Here is a 14,015-nt window from a genome sequence, read left to right on the forward strand (position 1 = left end):
CCCTTCTGATTTCTTTCGTGTTTCAATACTTCTTCTGCGGCTGATCATACTGCTGATCACACTGTTTTGTTTTATCTGATATTATTTTGATAAGGTAAGATCAAAATCCGTACCGCACATTTCCTTAAAGGCATCCACAATCTGCTGGGAGGTTACAGTATCCTTCATGGTGGAAGCAACCATAACAAGCATTACCAGATCATTGTGGGTAACAATCTGAAGATCATCTGCCATGACACAAATCCACTTTCTCTGATCAATTCCATCCCGCATTCCCTTTGCAACGGCTTCCGCATCGGCAGCATCATTTACACGGGCGAGCACCAGGGAATATGCCTGTGAACTGATAAGCGCTTCGGATACAACGGCTTCCTTTACTTTAGACGCATCCTCCAGGCCCATGTTGTATTTCACCATATCCTTGTTTGCTAAATCAATGGATGTATTTTCCACATTCAGATCAACCTTTGCTTTTTCGTAAATCGTTCCAATGACTGAGGTCAAATCTCCTTTCAGGCTTCCGGCTCTTTGCCGCCTCCCTCTGCCTTCCTGCAGCCGGTGACTAAGACCATAAGCATGGCCGCTAAAATAAAAATCGCTGATATTTTAATTCTCATCTTCATATTTTTCTCCTTTATTTAATAGTCAAGCGGATATTCGCAATCCACGACCCTGCTTGCTCACAACGTGCCCCGCTCCGCCGGGTATAACCCAATAGCAGCTATTGCTGCTTGTCAGATGGAGTAAGTCCCCAAAAACTCCATTTCCCGCTGGATTCTATTTCCCTTAAATAAAAATCGTCCTTTTTGAGGACGAACCAGATCTTTATCTGCATCATGTGACTTTGATCCTTGTTATTTTTTTACTTTTCCGCTTTAAATATACCATGAAAGCAGACTCCCGCATAGTAAAAGATTTCCCGACCGGTTTTCCCTTAATACAAAAAAACCCAGCATATGCTGTTCATATGCCGGGTTCCATGATCATTTGTTTTAGCGTTCCATAAGAGAATGCATGATATTAAGAATATTCTGCTTACTCATTGGTTCCGCATGTCCCATCACGCAGATATCAAAATCAAATCCTTCCATCGACGTAATTAAGGAACGCAGTTTTTCTTTATCTAAGCAGGAGTTATTGTAATAATCCACCCCAACCGCATCTCCAATAAATAATACTCTTTCCTGAGGTATCAATATGCATACACAATCCTCACTATGGGGAGATACCACATGATGAAGCTCTGCAGTTATATCTCCCAGATCTATTTCCATCGATTCACCAAATGAAAGATCGGAGGTTTCCACACGTATCTCTGAAAGCAGCGGATATTCCTTGCGGATACAGGTATCGGCAAATTCAATCTCAACCTTTGCTTCCAGCCTTTTTTTCATTTCAGTATCCGTCCATTCCCACTTCGCCATTTCCTCTAATTTAACATTTGTGTTTTTATGAGCAATCGTAATCCCTTCCACCGCATGCATACCAAATGTATGATCCAATGCCAATGGGTAACCGCCGTAATGCCTGGTTTTCTTAATCCTTCCCTGCACAGCGCTTCATAAAATAATTCAACATGTTTTTGGGAATTACCTGCGTCTATCATGAAAGAATATTTCTGTCCATTTATATATCCAAGAACCGGCCTGTCGGCCTCTTTATCAAACATGCTGTAAAAAAACACGATCTGTCAGCTGTCTAAATTCCACAAAAATCCTCCTGACTATTAAACTCTTATATCTACGTGCTGGCCTTTCGCCTGATATTCAGACGGTTGTAAATACATTGAGTTTATATTATCCAAGGGTTTTTCACCATCTGCATCCTCTATGGAACTCCATGTTTACTTCTTCCGTCCCCTGTTTATTATCTTCGGCCTTTGTTTCCTTTGTTACCTTTTCTTCTTCTGCTTTTTCCAATGTTGTTTTAATGTCAGAAGTACGCTTCATCATATCATAAGAGGCATCTTTTATGCGTTCATTCACCTTTGCAAGTTCAGCTTCCTTTCTTTCTGTAGAGCCTCTTCCTTGATCCGTTTTTATTTCTCTTTCCAATACACCGGCTCTGCCTTCCATACCTGTTTTCACGGATTGAGTTACGTTTGCCTGCTTTATTGAGGTATCAGCACGAACCATCGTTTGCATGAAATCAGTTCCCATCGTATGGAAATCCTGCTTATCCCTATCGGGAGAAGCATTTCAGGACCATTAACTTTAGCAGCTGCCTTTTCCCGCTTTTCCTGTTGAATTTCCACTTTTCTTTGGGACAGCTGTTTATTTAAATCCTGAAGCTGCTGCTGCAATTCCTTTTGCCTGTTCATTTTCTCTTCCAAAGATATTTTTTTTCATTATTGGCCAGGCTTTGCAACTGCTTTTGCACATCTTCAATTTGGTCCTGAATCGACTTCAGTCTGCTGTCCTGATTTCCGCTATTGATATTCTGCACCTGACCATAACTGGCCGAATGACCTGATGTAATGTTTGTAATTGTCATGACAAAATCCCCCTATAAATTCTTTTGTAAATACTGCTTATTAATTGATCCCTGCCAGCTTGTAAACCTTCAGCCCTGACTGCTCTGCATGAACCGATCAGCTTTTCTTTATCATGCAGAGATATTGTAAACAGGGAATTCTTTAAGGCAATTTGGCTTATATCCAAATCTTTATTTCCATTCCGGCACGTAACCGAAGGCTTATAATGGTTTACCAAATGTTTATGTTTTCTGTAAAAACATCTTTTCCATCTTTTTCCGCTACAATCCTTAGCTTTGATGGAACAAAACTTTTTCCTTTATATTCAGGAGTACAGGCATATTCATTTATCTTATCTTGTCTTAATAAATCCTCAACCATATTGTCGTATCTATCTTTTATCTCTACTACAACAGGCGGCACAAAAAGTCTGTTTCTCGCAGATTCTTCTCCATTAAAACGCAATGGCATTAAATACAGTGGCCGTAATACTCCCTGGTTTGTTAATTCTATGGCTTTTTCAATAGAATCAATTTCTGAAAAATCTGGTTTTACTTTCTTTTTCTGTTTAAATCCATCAAATAATCCCATAATTTAATACCTCTAAACAAATATCGGCTTTCTTTCTTAATATATAACCTTTTTATGCCTTTATTTTGTTTTTATTACAAGAATGAATGCGCGTATCTAACCGATAAAGTGGAATTTAATTCATAGCCAGACTAAAAGTTCATAATCCATATGTTCTCCTGCAACTTCAGGATTATCAGGATTAATCCTTTTTCGTACAAGTTGAAAACCCATACTTTCATAATTTTTTTTGCGCTGGAATCCTAAAATAAGTCCGTAAGAAACAACCGCTGTCAGTATTATCGTTAACTTTGATAATATTCCATTAGCTCCGACGCAATGGCCGCCAGCCTTTTTTTCAGGCTCTCAGGTTCTATAATCTGAATGGCTTTTCCATAGGATAAAAGAAAATATGGCACATATCCATTCATAACTCTGTCATCAAGTAAAAAAACAGCCTGGTTTAAAGTCCTCTCTTTTAGGTAATGGCCTAAAAACCAGTGAATGCACAAGTCGTCCAAGGCCTCTGACCTGCCCTTGATCACGACTGAAACCATCTTGTCCTTATCCACCAAATCAGGCAGTAGATTCTGTAAAAAGAATTCCCTGGCAGAAAAAGCTTCCGGCCGTTTAAAAGTCATTTCTGTCCGCTTTATCTGTAAAATCCGTTCAGCCCGGAAGCTGCGGATTTTATTCCTCAAGTGGCAAAATCCGATGGTATACCATTTATTGTTCCAATAGATTATACCATAAGGATCAATCACCCTTTGTCTGGATTCTTCCTCACGGCCTGTACGATATTCAATTTCCACGGAATACTCGTTTGCAACAGCCCTCTCCAATTCTACCAATTTCAGCTTGACAGACGAATCAATATCACGGCTTATTACTTCAAAACCGGTTAAATGCCGCTTGAGAATGGTTTCCTGTTCCTGGTTTGAATACTTTTTCAGTTTTTTCGGTTGCCCTTTTTAATGCCTCACTAAAAGGGCATCCTGCTTCTTTTGCAAATACGGCGGCATGGAGAATGGCCTTTTGTTCCTCAACATCAAAAAATAAAGGCGCATTGATAAAATCATTGAGCAGGCTATACCCGCCATTCTGACCTGCATCGGATACAATCGGCACCCCGCTGGCACAAAGAGAGTCAATGTAACGGTAAACAGTCCGTATATTGATCTCCAGCCTTTCCGCTATTTGTTTTGCAGTAATTTTGGCTCCTGAATTCAGCATCCAGAGAATCGCCAGCATATTATCGTTTTTTAGACATAGCCTAACCTCATTTACTCCCTTTTTATAATTTATCATTAGAATCACAGCCCCGTTTTTTTCCCTCTGTAATTAATTTACACAATAAGTATTAAAATTACAAATAAAAACTAATGATCATGATATATATTTACACGCCTGAGCATACTACGCAGCCACTGGCCCTATCCTTGTGCAGCAATCTTCTTAGCCCCACACCCAAAAGCGTTATGCTGCGCCGGCTTACTGCTCTTGGCCGCCCCATTTTGTTATATTAAGGAAAGGTTTCCAATATATTACTACTGTAATGATATCATGAGGTATAATCAATGGCTGTTCCATTAAATCAAGTAGTAAATCCTACAAATGAACAACGGCACGAAATGATCAGAAATTCATTAGAATCGGCTGGCCGGCCGGAAGATTACGAATATATTGTTAATTTACTGAGTCCTCCCCCGGATATCACAAGCTATGCATCACCGGGAGAACTGAAAGGAGTAAGAATTGGCGTCATCGGCGGAGGCCTGGCCGGCTTATCCGCTGCTTTCGAGCTTCGTAAGCTGGGAGCCGATATTACAATTCTGGAAGCCAATGACAACAGAATCGGAGGAAGAGTTTATACCTATTATTTTGATCCGGAAGGAAAATACTACAATGAATTCGGAGCTCACAGAATTCCGGCAACTCATGAAACAACCTGGCACTATATGAATTTGTTTGGACTTAACACCTTGCCTCTGTCAGTAAGGCAGCGCAACAATTTTTTATACGTACATAATACCCGTTTAAGAACATCAGACTCCATCCAGCAGATGCTTTATCCCTTATATGATTTGACTCCTCAGGAAAGAAGCACTCCCTGGGCAGAGCTTGATGATTATGCCTTTTTGTATCTGATGATGCAGCTCCCGCCTGATATCAGGTCAGAGCTAATACAAATTTTACCGGAATATTCTCCGGAATATCTGACTCTCACAAACTATACTGTCCGGCAGACTTTAGAAAATCTGGGATTAAGCCAGGGAGCCATCAGCCTGATCTCAGGGGTCAGTCCAGGTACCGGTGCCCTGCTCAACATCAGTTATGATGAAATCACCCAGGAGGAATATACCCTTGATTACCGCAACACCTATACCATTGAAGGCGGAATCGTAAACCTGCCATATGCCTTTCTCCAATCCTTTCTGTCAGACAATCCGCCCCAGTATCAAGATATTCCAGCTTCCCAGCTTGGTACGGTTACTTATCGTCCCGGCCAGACGGTTACAGGCATTTATCAGCCGCAGAACAGTAGTCAAATACTCCTGGTACAACGCAATGTGAAGAGTCTTAAGAGAACTGCCGATGCTTTTGATTACGTTGTATGTACGATTCCCTACTCCACGCTGAGAGAGGTTGAAATCAAACCATTTTTCAGTAATCCTAAGATGCAGGCCATTTTAGAGCTCAACTATATTAATTCGCAAAAAAACACTTTTTATGTGCAATAAACGTTTTTGGGAACAGGATACGGATTACGGACGAATGGTGGGTGGTTTTTCCCAGACAGATCTGCCGATTCAGTACATCTTCTATCCGGGAGATCATATTCTTTGCCCCGATGTTTCCTCCTGCTCCCCATATGAACCCGGGGTGCTGGTAGCTTCATATAATTATCATTTAAATGCAACAAGAGTAGGTAACATGGAAGAATTACTCCGGTATGAACTCATAAAGGAGAATGTGGAAGAAGTTCACGGATTGCCAAGGGGATTCTTAGATTCCATTGTGGAAGACCACAAGACAGTGGTGTGGGATAATCAGCCCTACAACCGGGGCGGTTTTGCCGCGACGCTCCCAGGCCAGAAAAAAATTATTTGCCTATGAGATGCTGAAACCTGAATTCAATCAAAGGATCTACTTTGCCGGTGAACACCTGTCCACAAAACATGGGTGGATGCAAGGGGCATTGTATACCGGTAAGGAAGCCGCTAATCAGCTGGCAAATTGGTTTCACAGCCAGCTTTCATAATATTATGAAATGGCAGAGGCTGTGCTTCAAAACCAGGGTGAGTTGGTTTTGCAGCACAGCCTTTCCCTGCCTCATCGGGTGACTAAGTTATCACTTAAGAAACAGATTCATAACTTTTACCGTTTGTTCTTTATTTCCATAGGTCATTTTCACCCTGTCCACTTCAATATACCCCATCTCACACCAAAATTTATGCCCTTTGTGGTTCTCTTCTACCACCCCAATCCGTAATGCTCTGCCATGTTCTTCCAAAACCCAGTCTTTTATAAAGTCATGCAATCTTCTTCCCAAACCGCTTCCTCTTACATTTGGGTCGAGCATAAGTAAACCTATGATCATTCCCCGGCTGCTTTATAATCTTTAACCATATCAATTACCGCAATTAAAACACCATTCTTTTTATAAACTCCAAAAACATACTTATCCTTCCGTGTTTTTCCCGGCGGCAAATCAAACAAGATGCTGTTTCCTGCATCTTTTCCAGGCGGCCTGCCTTCCGTTAGTTCAAAAAAATCCGAACATCTTTCGCAAAGATCTTGTACATCAGGCTCAGCCTTTCCCGTCAGTAAACGGATATTGTATTCATGTTGTCCTATTCTTTTATTTCCTATCAAAAGTAACCCTCCTTTCCTATATTTCAACAAAAAACATGTATTTGCTATGTTTCAGGGATATAAAAAATGTGTATTTTATCGGAAGCGGGTATACTTCCTCTGCCCTCTCCCAGCTATAAAAACCGCCTGACTTTTTTTACAGTATGCCGCGTATTTTTCACCGTATATTTCTTTTAACGACTGTTCCTCAAGAAGGATTTGCCGGTTGAAAAGCCATATTCCTGTAAAAACATAAATCAAGATTATCCAATTGGGAATAATTAAAAATATTCCTATCAGAACCAATCCAAATGCCGTGTAAATGGGATTGCGGCTTATGGAAAAGGCACCTGTGGTAACAAGCTCTCCCGGATGGTCTTCATCAAGGCCCACACGAAAGCTTTTTCCAAATGAAATCAGAGCATAGATAAACAGTAAAATGCCTATTATGCATACAGCCACGCCTATCCAGCCGGTAACTTCATGATTAAACAATTCACCCCCTGTTTCAGGCAGACCAAAAGCGCTTGCAAATACCATGTAGAATAGCAGAAATGCAAATGGCAGGATCAGAAAATCCTTCTTATCCTTCCCGCCAAATTGAATGGCTTTAATTCCAAGCCTTTTTAATTGGAACGTCCGTGCTATAACAAGTATTACAAGAGAAACCAGGGTTGCTGCTGCAATATATCTCACTATAGATTTCACTCCTTTTCTAAACCCATCACAGTGCACCGCTCAGTCAGAACAAGCAGGGTTGTTTTACTTTCCAATGGATCACGTTCACCTTGTTTATTAGTCCACCGTCCCTTATTTTCAATCGGCTTCCTCCCTGACCAACCTTTACTTCAAGATAAATACAAACCGCAAAAATAACAATTAAAAAAACAACAGGCAGAACCATCATCAGCTTCTCACTTATTATAGACACCATGGTAAGCTGAATACAGGTAAATAAAAGCATTACCAGAAATCCGATAGCATATAGGTAAATGCTCATTATGCCCTGAAATGCCTGAGTTCTTTGGTAATTCCGCTGATGCCTGGACCTGCCGATGCCAAAGTTGATTCCTGCAAACAGCAGGCCCATTAAAAGCTGGATCAATGGCATAACAGCAAACGTCCCGATGGATTTTGCAGCGTAGCGGTCCACTTCTCCGGCAATGTTGTAATGCATGGGGATTTGCCCAGGCAAAGAAGGATATTTCACTACTGCCGCAAAAACGGCAATGGCAATAGGAACAAGATATAAAAGATACCACGCAGTGCCAATGGTTTTATCAGACCCTTCACTGATCTCTGCAGCTGTCCCGGCATCCAGCTCCCAATCACTTGCCTGTTTCATAGCCTTGACCTCTGAACGCATGAAAAAAAATATATGAAATAACTGACAGCAATATACAGAAATACGCTGCCAAGCTGAATCCACACTGCCCTTTCTGCCGGCATCCAGATATAAAAAGCAGTACTTCCAATTCCCAAAAGCAAACCAGCCGCAAGACTGCTTATGCTGTAATTGCGCCGCAATAATTTGATCTTTGGATCATCATACTCGCTTTCAGGAATGGAAATACCAAAGCAGATATTTTTTCGCATAAAATATGGGGTAAAGGCAGTAGCCGTTAATACAAGAACCCATGCGAGCCCCATAAGCCCTATTATAAAAATCAAACTCTCATTCAAGGCAATTTCCTCCTTCTATGCTCTTCTTAAAACAGTTGTCATACATTAAATCTGACTTTTTGTCGTGGTGACTGCCATCAGTACCATCCCACCTTTTTGCCCAAAACCAGTCTCCCACAGCTCATAAAAAGACAGCCAGCGAAATCCTCCATAGGTTGCAATTTTTACATAAAATTCTTCTTCGAATTCTTCATACCCCACAAGCATAAACCAATGCCAGACCAGATCCTTAAAATTAATATTTTTATGCCGCAGCAGCAAGAAAGGGATTGGGATTCCCTTGTCAATCCGGCTTATGATTTCCATGGCTGCCTCCTTTCCGGGAACCTCTCCCGGACAGCCTGTCAGCCGTATATCCTGATCTCCCACATCTTTTAAATATTTATAAAAGCCGTCCATAAACAATTCCAGCGTATTGATTCCCTGAAAGCGGGGCTTTAGATAGGGCTTCATTATCTTAGAAAAATTTATATAATCTTTTTTTATCAAGTTTTTGTATATCATAGGGATACAGATGGGCTTTATTGTCATGGAGCGCCATATTGATGCAGGCATCGCATGCTGCCGCAGCCCCACAGCCTCCCAGATGCATCATTGGGTCCCGGAACCAATCCTGATTTCCGCCAAAGGAATTTCCGACTCTAAAATAGGGCAATTCTTTTTTCATCTTTTCTCCTCACTTCATTTATATTATAGAAGAATTATAGTACCAGTATTATGTTTCGTAAAGAAAAACAATGTTTTATAAACAAATGACTGCTCAGACTGCGGACATAGCAGCATTATAACACCCATGGGACATGCAGGTGATCTTCCAGGCAATATAAAAAGTCCATGTTTTTCAATATACGAAAAACACGGACCTGTTTTTTGGCTTTAAGCCTGCCGCCATTCTGCTGCTGTCTGCCAAGGTTTACTTTCAGCCAGTTTATGAAAGGTAAAACGCATTTAATAATGATCCCTTCTTAAAATATGTTTACACCCGATATAAGTCAGTCCAAAATAAATGCCATAAATAACAAGGATAAATAATGCCGGAATAAGGATACTGTCCATCATAGTCACACGTTTGAAGGCCTTCATCAAATCATTTACAGCAGTAAGCCCAACAATGGAGTGAGCTATGCCAAGCATAAGAGGCAGTAAAAAGTAAGATAGTATTTGTACAAACAATGCTCTGTCCAGCATTTTCTTTTCGGCCCCCAACTTCCTTAACAGTGCATAACGTTCCTTGTTATCCGCTGCCTGGGCAAGCTGCTGGATTGCAAGAATTGCAGCGCAGGCAACCATAAACACAATGCCAAGATAAATGGCTAAAAAGGATATAATGGCTTTCGCGGCAATGGACGAGGCATAGATCTCTTCTCTGCTTGAATAGTACCAAAAACCTTTCTCCTGATAATCCTCGCTGTTACTATATTGCTTTAGCTTTTCCTGAAGTTCCTTTGATCCTTCTTCTGTTTTGCATGTAATGTTAAGCACATGATCCGATGACTTATGGAAAATTTCAGAAAAGGTATCGTTTACAACAAATATGATACCTGAATCACTGTTGGAAAGTTTTATGTTTTGCACTTCCCCCTTTGGCATGAGAGTATTATCTCCAAGGGAAATTGTTACATTCCTGTCAAGGAACTGCTGTGCAATTTGCTGGTAGACGTCGCCGGAAGCAATGATGAAATACTCATTTTCAAGAAAATCGGCTTTTTCCTTTCCCTGCATTTCTAAAAACTTCTGGTAATCAGAAAACATAACAAAATCAAGAGCTCGTGTTCCCATATCAAAAGACAGGGAAGACTCCTCTACCGGAAGATCCTTGAAACAAAGGTCACCGCGTAAAACACTATATTCATGACGAATGGCATCAATATTTTTTATTGACAAAGGCAAGCTCTCATATATGGTACTATGATTTCCTTCCTCCTTGCTGCCATAAAAGCTGACATCATAAGGTGCAGTATTTTTTAAATCGGCTGACAAAATATTTTTCATGCTGTAACCGGTTGAAAAAAATACCGATTACCAAAAGCAATACAATGCTGACCACTGATATGGATATAAAATTTGTGTTGATCTTACTGGTGAGCTGACGGGTCACAAACATGGTCAGGCCTTTATAATACAGTTTCTTATTTGATTGTACCAGCTTTGTAAGGATTCCCGAAAGAGAAAAGAAAAACAGCAGGGAGCCAACCGTTCCTAAAATAATAGAGCAAAGGAAAATATGATTAATATTGATAATTCCATTTGTCAAAATCAATGCATATGCGGTTCCTAAGAAAACAATGGATACCAGGAAAACCAGTACAGCTACTCTGGTACTTCTGATTTTAAAGCTTTCATTTTTCCGTCCGCCATAAATCAAGTCAATCAGTTTATATTTGCTGACTGCAATTGTATTAAAAATAATTACCGTTAAAAAAATAACTGCGAAATAAAGGATGCTTTTCACCGCTGCATCTGGTGAAAATATGAATTTATAGGCGGTCATATCCGCCTCAAATATTTTTGCAGTAAACACAGACATGAACTGGGAGCCGAAAACACCGATTACCAGGCCGGCAATTAAAGCAAGGAGTCCCATGAGAAATGTTTCAAATACAAAAATGGAAGATATCTTGCCTTTGCTCATGCCCAGGGTCATGTAAATACCCATTTCCTTTTTACGGCGCCTGATGAAAAAAACTATTTGCATACACAATCAAAAAGCCCAGGATCACTGCAACGAATACGGAAATAAAGGATAATATCTTTTTAAGTGCAATCATGGAAGCGTTCACTTCTTCTGTCACTGCCATAATTTCCTGCTGTGCATAGATGGAGTTAAACATATAAAAAATAGAAACGCCAAACACAAGCGTAAAAAAAAGTATACCGTGTAATCCTGCATGCTTTTTCCGACATTTTTAAAAACAAGCTTACTCAGCACTTAAATCACCTCCAAGAAGGGCCATAACCTCCATAATCCGGTCAAAAAAATTCCTTACGTGATTCCTTTCCCCGGATCAGCTCATTAAACAGCTTACCGTCTTTGATGAACAAAATGCGCTTGCAATAGCTGGCGGTAAAAGCATCATGGGTCACCATCAAAATGGCGGCATTGATCTGTTCATTGAGATTTTTGAAGCTTTCCAGGAGCATCTTTGCAGATTTAGAATCCAGAGCCCCGGTAGGTTCATCAGCAAGAATCAGGCTTGGATTGGTAATGATAGCCCTTGCTGCGGCTACACGCTGCTTTTGGCCTCCTGACATCTGATACGGATACTTATGCAATACCTCTGTGATGTTTAAAAGGGAGGCGGCCTGGTGGATCCGCTCATCCATATCTTCTGCCGGAGCTTTCATAATTGCCAGGGCCAGGGCAATATTTTCATGGGCAGTCAGGGTATCCAGAAGATTAAAGTCCTGAAAGATAAAGCCAAGCTTTTCACGTCTGAACTTTGACAATGCCTCCGCTTTCATCTCAGTCACATCTGTTCCGTCAATATAAATATGACCGGAAGTCGCATCATCAATGGTGGAAACACAATTAAGAATGGTGGTTTTTCCGCTTCCCGACGCCCCATGATCCCGATATATTCCCCTTCTGTAATAGTAAAGCTGATATTGTCAACAGCCTTTGTAACATTCCCTTTATTACCGTAATATTTCTGAAGATTTTCAACCTTTAAGATTGTATTCATAGTGTCCATCCTCTCCTCTAGTATTTAGAAATTATATTGGCTAAAATCGTTAAAATATAGATATGGGCCGGATAAAAAGCGTAAAAGAAATATTTCATTCCACGGCCCTTCTGTTTATTGTAGAGCAGCATAAACGGCAAAGCAAATACCATGTACCACTGAATATTATCCAAGAACAGGCTTGTCACACCGATCTCAGGGTTATAAGCCGCTGCAAAGACCAACAAACTGAGCAGGAAATAAAAGATACCTATTTTCTTTTTATCCTGGTTGCATAAATATAATCCGACGCCCAAAACGACCATCATAATACCGCCTTCGCAGAATATGAGGGATGGAACGAAGCGCATGATCCATCTTGTTATAAAGAATAAGTCAGGGTTGGACATGGTCATAAAAACTATGATACTGCTGAAAACAGGAATAAGCATTAAAAATATATATTTTAGAAACGGACGATTCTCTTTCTTACACATGGAAATCCTCTGCATACTGAATATGATCAGACATATTATAAATAATGTGGAAAATATATTATTTATAAGAATACCTCCATTAGGCAATTGGAAGTATGTGTTGACCAGATTATTGCCAAAGTCCATAAATATAAATCCAATCCATAAGCGTATTAAATATTTTACCGGATTTCTTGTGTATCTCATACCATTGGCCGTAGCAAAAATAAATAAAGGTGCTGATAGTCTGCCCAGTATTGTAAACCATAAGGGAATGGGTAAAACACCTGTAAAAGTATAGTGAATATGGTCAAACACCATCAGCACCAAAGCTATTATTTTAATCTGAAAACTATTTAATCCTTTTTGTAACATTTATGATCTCCTTTTCTTTATTTAACTTATATTTATTATAATTTCATCCGCCCCTGCAGCGCCATTGATTTCGCTTACAGGAAACGAACATTTTTGTCACTTTTCATTATTCCGTATAAGCAATGAGCATAGCGCCGCAAAGCGGCATTTGGCGAATGCAGCAGGATCATGGATCCTTGCGCCTATTATACCGGGATCCCTTTATAAGCATTAGGGTTGTAATTATTCGGACTTTTAATCGTCCATACAAGTGCTTTGATCTGGTCATTTGTCAGTTCCAAAGGCTCAACACCGTAATAATGCCTGGCCGCCTGTTTCAGTCCATAACAGCCTTCTCCATAGTAAGCAATGTTACAATAGAGTTCCAGGATTTCATCTTTTGTAAGTTCTCTTTCAAGCTGAACAGCAACAAATAACTCTGCCACCTTCCGCTCATATTTCTTCTCAAAAGAAAAGTACATATTTTTTTGCAAGCTGCTGGGTAATCGTGCTCCCCCCTTGCACAAAGCTTCCCGCAATGATATTATTTGCCATGGCCCTTGCGTGGCAATGGGGTCAAAGCCAAAATGATAATAAAAACGTTTGTCTTCCGATTGTAACACCTGCGCTTTGTATTCTTCCGGTATCTCATCAAATGTGATATAACCATCCTGCTGTTTAAGCTCCTCAATTCTATCCGGCACACTTATGGTTTCTGTTGCAGCCTGATACATTTCATATCCGGCAGAAACCATAGGAGATATTTTTACAATACCCATAAGGAAGCTGATGACAGCAAGTAACAATACACTGATCATGATTATTTTATTTTTCATCAAAATTACTCCTTTCCTGGTTTGCTTCCTCAGTATATCAGGGAAAGGAGTATGGAACCATAGATTTTACTTACAGTAAACGAACAAATTTGTAAGATAAAAGGGC

20 protein-coding genes and 2 pseudogenes are annotated in these 14,015 nt (G+C 40.2%); 3 read left to right on the forward strand and 19 right to left on the reverse strand.

Translation table 11 applies throughout. The features are described from left to right. Positions 1-81 precede the first annotated feature (81 nt). From JCM10519_RS09855 to JCM10519_RS09885, 6 genes and pseudogenes are all read right to left on the reverse strand, one after another. Positions 82-504, reverse strand: coding sequence for a hypothetical protein (locus JCM10519_RS09855; protein WP_054738902.1), 423 nt, complete (start codon positions 502-504; stop codon positions 82-84). Between the two features lie 488 nt (positions 505-992). Beyond that, on the reverse strand, positions 993-1,553 hold the full coding sequence (locus JCM10519_RS09860; RefSeq protein ID WP_347843745.1) for an MBL fold metallo-hydrolase: 561 nt from the start codon (positions 1,551-1,553) through the stop codon (positions 993-995). A gap of 258 nt (positions 1,554-1,811) precedes the next feature. Further along, entirely contained in the window at positions 1,812-2,159 is a 348-nt protein-coding gene (locus JCM10519_RS09865) for a hypothetical protein (protein ID WP_347843746.1), read from the reverse strand. Between the two features lie 157 nt (positions 2,160-2,316). Continuing rightward, positions 2,317-2,493 (reverse strand): hypothetical protein, encoded by a 177-nt coding sequence (locus JCM10519_RS28530; RefSeq protein ID WP_347843747.1) that lies wholly within the window; start codon positions 2,491-2,493, stop codon positions 2,317-2,319. Between the two features lie 211 nt (positions 2,494-2,704). Next, positions 2,705-3,064: a hypothetical protein gene (locus JCM10519_RS09880; RefSeq protein WP_054738911.1), complete on the reverse strand. Its 360-nt coding sequence runs from the start codon at positions 3,062-3,064 to the stop codon at positions 2,705-2,707. A gap of 284 nt (positions 3,065-3,348) precedes the next feature. Then, positions 3,349-4,351: pseudogene (locus JCM10519_RS09885) on the reverse strand (YafY family protein). Positions 4,352-4,620: 269 nt separating this feature from the next. On the opposite strand from JCM10519_RS09885, the gene JCM10519_RS09890 reads away from it, so the two are divergent. The 3 genes from JCM10519_RS09890 to JCM10519_RS28540 are packed head-to-tail and all read left to right on the forward strand — an operon-like array spanning position 4,621 to position 6,305. Continuing rightward, positions 4,621-5,784 carry an FAD-dependent oxidoreductase gene (locus tag JCM10519_RS09890; RefSeq protein WP_347843748.1) on the forward strand — a complete coding sequence of 388 codons (1,164 nt, stop codon included), beginning with the start codon at positions 4,621-4,623 and terminating at the stop codon, positions 5,782-5,784. Further along, on the forward strand, positions 5,774-6,160 hold the full coding sequence (locus JCM10519_RS28535; RefSeq protein ID WP_347843749.1) for a hypothetical protein: 387 nt from the start codon (positions 5,774-5,776) through the stop codon (positions 6,158-6,160). The genes JCM10519_RS09890 and JCM10519_RS28535 overlap by 11 nt, the downstream gene beginning before the upstream one ends. 1 nt (position 6,161) lies before the next feature. Next, the gene (locus tag JCM10519_RS28540) at positions 6,162-6,305 is read left to right on the forward strand and encodes an FAD-dependent oxidoreductase (RefSeq protein WP_347843750.1); all 144 of its coding nucleotides are present in this window, start codon (positions 6,162-6,164) and stop codon (positions 6,303-6,305) included. A gap of 90 nt (positions 6,306-6,395) precedes the next feature. Here JCM10519_RS28540 and JCM10519_RS09895 read toward each other — a convergent pair whose 3' ends face one another. The 13 genes and pseudogenes from JCM10519_RS09895 to JCM10519_RS09940 all read right to left on the reverse strand — a co-directional run bounded on the left by JCM10519_RS09895 (position 6,396) and on the right by JCM10519_RS09940 (position 13,909). Further along, complete coding sequence (locus tag JCM10519_RS09895; protein ID WP_054738913.1) at positions 6,396-6,644, reverse strand: GNAT family N-acetyltransferase; 249 nt, start codon at positions 6,642-6,644, stop codon at positions 6,396-6,398. After that, entirely contained in the window at positions 6,641-6,919 is a 279-nt protein-coding gene (locus tag JCM10519_RS09900) for a hypothetical protein (RefSeq protein WP_054738915.1), read from the reverse strand. Before JCM10519_RS09900 ends, JCM10519_RS09895 begins: the two co-directional genes overlap by 4 nt. Before the next feature lie 75 nt (positions 6,920-6,994). After that, positions 6,995-7,594 carry an isoprenylcysteine carboxylmethyltransferase family protein gene (locus JCM10519_RS09905; protein ID WP_347843751.1) on the reverse strand — a complete coding sequence of 200 codons (600 nt, stop codon included), beginning with the start codon at positions 7,592-7,594 and terminating at the stop codon, positions 6,995-6,997. Positions 7,595-7,640: 46 nt separating this feature from the next. Continuing rightward, positions 7,641-8,243, reverse strand: coding sequence for a DUF1648 domain-containing protein (locus tag JCM10519_RS09910; protein ID WP_054738917.1), 603 nt, complete (start codon positions 8,241-8,243; stop codon positions 7,641-7,643). Then, entirely contained in the window at positions 8,240-8,581 is a 342-nt protein-coding gene (locus JCM10519_RS09915) for a hypothetical protein (RefSeq protein ID WP_054738919.1), read from the reverse strand. The genes JCM10519_RS09910 and JCM10519_RS09915 overlap by 4 nt, the downstream gene beginning before the upstream one ends. A gap of 45 nt (positions 8,582-8,626) precedes the next feature. Next, the gene (locus tag JCM10519_RS28545; RefSeq protein ID WP_347843752.1) at positions 8,627-8,980 is read right to left on the reverse strand and encodes a hypothetical protein; all 354 of its coding nucleotides are present in this window, start codon (positions 8,978-8,980) and stop codon (positions 8,627-8,629) included. 58 nt (positions 8,981-9,038) lie between these two features. After that, complete coding sequence (locus tag JCM10519_RS28550; protein ID WP_347843753.1) at positions 9,039-9,248, reverse strand: hypothetical protein; 210 nt, start codon at positions 9,246-9,248, stop codon at positions 9,039-9,041. Positions 9,249-9,529: 281 nt separating this feature from the next. Continuing rightward, the gene (locus JCM10519_RS28555; protein ID WP_347843754.1) at positions 9,530-10,573 is read right to left on the reverse strand and encodes an FtsX-like permease family protein; all 1,044 of its coding nucleotides are present in this window, start codon (positions 10,571-10,573) and stop codon (positions 9,530-9,532) included. Beyond that, positions 10,527-11,237 carry an FtsX-like permease family protein gene (locus JCM10519_RS28560; protein WP_347843755.1) on the reverse strand — a complete coding sequence of 237 codons (711 nt, stop codon included), beginning with the start codon at positions 11,235-11,237 and terminating at the stop codon, positions 10,527-10,529. Before JCM10519_RS28560 ends, JCM10519_RS28555 begins: the two co-directional genes overlap by 47 nt. A 7-nt stretch (positions 11,238-11,244) precedes the next feature. After that, positions 11,245-11,379, reverse strand: a complete 135-nt coding sequence (locus tag JCM10519_RS28565; protein WP_347843756.1) for a hypothetical protein — start codon at positions 11,377-11,379, stop codon at positions 11,245-11,247. Positions 11,380-11,499: 120 nt separating this feature from the next. Continuing rightward, positions 11,500-12,264, reverse strand: a pseudogene (locus tag JCM10519_RS09930) (ABC transporter ATP-binding protein). Between the two features lie 17 nt (positions 12,265-12,281). Next, positions 12,282-13,094 carry a TraX family protein gene (locus JCM10519_RS09935; RefSeq protein ID WP_054738922.1) on the reverse strand — a complete coding sequence of 271 codons (813 nt, stop codon included), beginning with the start codon at positions 13,092-13,094 and terminating at the stop codon, positions 12,282-12,284. A gap of 185 nt (positions 13,095-13,279) precedes the next feature. Continuing rightward, a complete protein-coding gene (locus tag JCM10519_RS09940; RefSeq protein ID WP_054738923.1) occupies positions 13,280-13,909 on the reverse strand; it encodes a transglycosylase domain-containing protein in 630 nt (209 codons plus the stop codon). Positions 13,910-14,015: the final 106 nt, after the last annotated feature.

The sequence above is a fragment of the Clostridium sp. NkU-1 genome (assembly GCA_001312405.1).